Genomic DNA, 4,345 nt, shown 5'->3' on the forward strand with positions numbered 1-4,345 from the left:
GGCAACGCCGCTGCCCTCGAAGCTCAGCGCGAAGCTTGACGCTGCGGTTCGATCCGCGCTGCCCAAGACGGCGGCACCGGGTGTCATCGTCGGCGTGGTGACACCTTCCGGAATATGGAAGGCGGCGTATGGCAAGGCCGACCCTTCCGCCGGCACACCCATGGCTGTGGGGATGCACACGCGCATCGGTTCAGTTACCAAGACATTCACCGGCACAGCGATCATGCAGCTGGCCGAAGCTGGGAAGCTGTCGCTTGACGACAAGATCCAGAAATACGTACCCGGCATCCCCAATGGCGATCGGATCACGCTCCGCCAGCTCGCCGATATGACCAGCGGCATTGCGAGCTATACCCAAAGTGCAAAATTCCAAGATGTCTTGTTCTCCAAGCCTCAAACGATCTTCACGCCCAAGGAGCTGGTGGCCATCGGCGTGGCTGAATCGCCTCTCTTCGAGCCCGGAGCCTCGTTCAACTATTCGAACACCAACACTATCCTGCTCGGCATGGTCATGGAGCAGGTTACTGGAAAGACCGTCGGCGAGGTTTTCAAGGAGCAGATCTTTGATCCGCTGAAGCTCAAGAACACGTCCTGGCCGGGTGACTCGGTGGATATGCCGGTGCCCTATGCTCAGGGCTTTACCCTGCAGGGGGATTTTGCCAAGCCGGATGCACCAAGCAACGCGACGAACTGGAACCCATCCTGGGGATGGACTGCAGGGGAACTGATTTCCAATATCGACGATTTGCTGGTTTATGCTCGGGCACTGGGCACCGGGAACGGCTTGCTGGGGGCAGCTGCGCAGAAGGAGCGGCTGACCTTCCCGGGCGCGGCCGGCTACGGGATCGGCGTCGGTTGCATCGGCGGCTGGGTGGGCCATACGGGCGAACTGCCAGGCTACAACACGACCTTGTTTTACAAGGCAGGTGCGGACATAGCCGCCGTGGTCCAGACCAACAGCGACATTGCTTCCGGCGATTGCAAGGCGGAGCCGACGCTGACCGACGATCCACGCGACACGGTCTGCTCTTCGCCTGCAACGCGTGTATTTGTTGCGGTTTCAGAGGCTCTTGGCCAGCCGTATACGCCGCCCAACCCCCACTGAATGCCCGATAAGAGCCGAGACGGCTCGACAATTTTGCAGCGGCTCACCCGTTGTGAGCCGCTCCGTCTCCTCGTTTGAAGCACGGCGGAACTCTGTGTCGGGCTTTCCCGGCATCGCTCTAATATGAACCGATGAGTTGCAACAGGAATCGCGTGCCGGTATGGCCAGCTCTTGGCTGTCTTGGAACGGTATTGCGATTATCGCCCCCGCATTGAGGTGCTGTCCGAAAGAAGCTTGCCATCCCTACCCCGGCCGAGCCCAGTTCTTCTTCGGTGTAGTCCACGCCCGTGTCGTGCTAGGCGCTTGTAAGCCTGGCTGAGATTTACTTACAAACTCACGATGCCCCCTGACATGTAGACTTCAGCAAATCTTATCAAATCCCCCGTTTTGCCAGCTTCCCGAAACGAGAATCATCTCCAGATTGCGTGAAGGTGTTTCTCAGCGGCCTTTCATCGGAACGGTCGCCTGCCTCAGATTTCGGTGAACGATCGAGGAATCGGATTCGCCCTGCTCCGGCGCGGAGGGTTGAGACTTGAGTAGTCGGGGCGGCGAAAGCCACCCTTATTTCAACCTATTTGGCGACCATCTCGGACAGTCTGCGCACCGTGTTCCAGTTGCGCGATGTGCCGATCCCCATGCACTTGTGGTTTGCTGCGGCGAGCAGCCGCGAGCTTGGCCGCTCGCGCGAAAAGACGACCCAAATATCGCCGTCGACCGACAGCACCTTCTCGTCCGCGGCGGCATAGGCTGTAAGAGCCGCTGCGGCTTCTTCAGGCGCCGGCCGGCGCATCACCCGCACCGCAACCTGATCGCCGGCTTTTGCCGATTCGTCCGGGAACGGATTGGCGGCAGCAAGCTTCAGCCAGTCTTCTGCGTCGCGCACGATGATATCGACATGGCGGCCGAAAGTCTCTTCGAAGGCCTTTTCCAGCCGCCGTTCGAGACCGGAAACGCTGGCCGTCCGCGCCTCGAAGACCAGATTACCCGTGGCGACCAGCGTGCGGACGTTTTTCAGCCCGATGGCTTCGGCCATCGCCTTGAGGTCGGACATGACAACGCGCCGCCCCTCGCCCAGGATGATGCTGTAGAGCAGCGCGACGTAAGTTCGCATGGTCGCCGGCCGATCGTTTAAACCAGCCGCGACTGCTCCACCGCCGCTTCGATGAAGCTTGCAAACAGCGGGTGCGGTTCGAGCGGGCGGCTCTTCAGTTCCGGGTGGTACTGCACGCCGATGAACCAGGGATGGTCGGGATATTCCACCGTCTCCGGCAGCACCCCGTCTGGCGACATGCCGGCAAAGACCAGGCCACAATCCTCAAGCCGCTGCTTGTAGTCGATGTTCACCTCGTAGCGGTGCCGGTGGCGCTCGGAGATCTGCGTGTCGCCGTAGATCTCGGCGATCTTCGACCCCTTGGCGAGGTCGGCTTGATAAGCGCCGAGGCGCATGGTGCCGCCGAGATCGCCGGTAGCCCTGCGCTTCTCCAGCATGTTGCCCTTCAGCCATTCCGTCATCAGGCCGACGACCGGCTCCTCGGTCGGGCCGAATTCGGTGGAAGAGGCATGCTCGACGCCGGCGAGCGACCGCGCAGCCTCGATGCAGGCCATCTGCATGCCGAAGCAGATGCCGAAGTAAGGCACCTTGCGCTCGCGCGCGAACTTCGCGGCCAGGATCTTGCCCTCGGAGCCGCGCTCGCCGAAACCGCCGGGAACGAGAATGCCGTGCACCTTCTCCAACCACGGCGTCGGGTCTTCCTTCTCGAAGATCTCGCTCTCGATCCAGTCGAGCTTGACCTTGACGCGGTTGGCAAGCCCGCCATGCGACAGCGCCTCGATCAGCGATTTGTAGGCGTCCTTGAGGCCGGTGTATTTGCCGACGACGGCAATCGTCACCTCGCCTTCCGGATTGTGGATGCGGCTGGAGAGCGCCTGCCACGGCTCCATCCGCGGCTTCGGCGCCGGATCGATGCCGAAGGCTGCAAGCACCTCGGAATCCAGCCCTTCCTTGTGATACGCCATCGGCACGTCGTAGATGTGCGGCACGTCGAGCGCCTGGATGACGGCGCTCTCGCGCACATTGCAGAACAGCGAAAGCTTGCGGCGCTCTTCCTTGGGGATCGGCCGGTCGGCGCGCACCAGAAGGATGTCGGGCGCGATGCCGATGCCGCGCAATTCCTTGACAGAATGCTGCGTCGGCTTGGTCTTCAATTCGCCGGCGGTAGGGATGTACGGCATCAGGGTGAGATGCACATAGACCGCGTTGTTGCGCGGCAGGTCGTTGCCGAGCTGGCGAATCGCCTCTAGGAACGGCATCGCCTCGATGTCGCCGACAGTGCCGCCGATCTCGCACAGCACAAAGTCGTAATCGTCATTGCCTTCAAGGACGAAATGCTTGATCTCGTCGGTGACGTGCGGGATCACCTGCACGGTCGCGCCGAGATAGTCGCCACGCCGCTCGCGCTCGATGATGTTCTTGTAGATGCGGCCGGTGGTGATGTTGTCCTGCTGGTTGGCCGAGCGGCCGGTAAAACGCTCATAATGGCCGAGATCGAGATCGGTCTCGGCGCCGTCGTCGGTCACGAACACTTCGCCATGCTGATACGGCGACATCGTTCCGGGGTCGACATTGAGGTAGGGATCGAGCTTCTTGATCCGCGCGCGATAGCCACGCGCCTGCAGAAGAGCCCCAAGAGCTGCTGCAGCGATGCCTTTTCCGAGTGAGGAAACCACGCCGCCTGTGATGAATACATATCGCGCCATGGGAGTCATCGCTTAACGCGGCCTGATTGATTCCGCCAGAGAAAAAACCGCCGCGAAGGCTTTTTCCCAGATGGCGCTATGTCCGGACGGGCATTTCTCTGAAGCATGCCGCCCAAAACTGTGCAGTGGTTTTGGGAGAACGGCAGGCATCAGAACAGAAACTCGAAAGCGCGGCACCAGCGTCTTTCAACGCGACGCGCTTTGATCAAAGAAAAAGGGCCGGTGGTGCCGGCCCTTTCGGCAGTTTGCTTCAACGCGTTAGATAATAACGACCTTGGTGCCGATCTTGACGCGGCTGTAGAGATCCATGACGTGCTCGTTGATCATGCGGAAGCAGCCGTTGGAAGCGCTGGTTCCTATCGACTGCGGTGCAATGGTGCCGTGGATGCGCAGATGCGTGTCCTTCTTGCCGTCATAGAGGTAGATGGCGCGCGCGCCGAGCGGGTTTTCTCCGCCACCGGGCATGCCGTCCTTGTACTGGCC

Annotated in this window: 4 protein-coding genes; 1 reads left to right on the forward strand and 3 read right to left on the reverse strand. The window is 60.9% G+C overall.

What is annotated here, in order from left to right:
* The coding region (locus tag EOA60_RS20670; RefSeq protein ID WP_164899429.1) for a serine hydrolase domain-containing protein at positions 1-1,105 on the forward strand (1,105 nt) is incomplete at its 5' end.
* A gap of 571 nt (positions 1,106-1,676) precedes the next feature.
* Here EOA60_RS20670 and EOA60_RS20675 read toward each other — a convergent pair.
* The 3 genes from EOA60_RS20675 to EOA60_RS20685 form a co-directional block, all read right to left on the reverse strand.
* Positions 1,677-2,216: a DUF1697 domain-containing protein gene (locus EOA60_RS20675; protein WP_095825379.1), complete on the reverse strand. Its 540-nt coding sequence runs from the start codon at positions 2,214-2,216 to the stop codon at positions 1,677-1,679.
* Between the two features lie 17 nt (positions 2,217-2,233).
* The gene (locus EOA60_RS20680; protein WP_082953678.1) at positions 2,234-3,871 is read right to left on the reverse strand and encodes a CTP synthase; all 1,638 of its coding nucleotides are present in this window, start codon (positions 3,869-3,871) and stop codon (positions 2,234-2,236) included.
* A 249-nt stretch (positions 3,872-4,120) separates the two neighbouring features.
* On the reverse strand, positions 4,121-4,345 hold a 225-nt coding region (locus tag EOA60_RS20685), incomplete at its 5' end, for a L,D-transpeptidase (RefSeq protein ID WP_164899430.1).

Source organism: Mesorhizobium sp. M1A.F.Ca.IN.020.06.1.1 (assembly GCF_004023265.1).
Lineage (GTDB): Bacteria > Pseudomonadota > Alphaproteobacteria > Rhizobiales > Rhizobiaceae > Mesorhizobium.

What these genes read in the sequence shown, in the direction of transcription:
- EOA60_RS20675 (WP_095825379.1), bottom strand. Translation starts at nt 2,216, where the DNA reads ATGCGAACTTACGTCGCGCTGCTCTACAGCATCATCCTGGGCGAGGGG.
- EOA60_RS20680 (WP_082953678.1), bottom strand. Translation starts at nt 3,871, where the DNA reads ATGACTCCCATGGCGCGATATGTATTCATCACAGGCGGCGTGGTTTCC.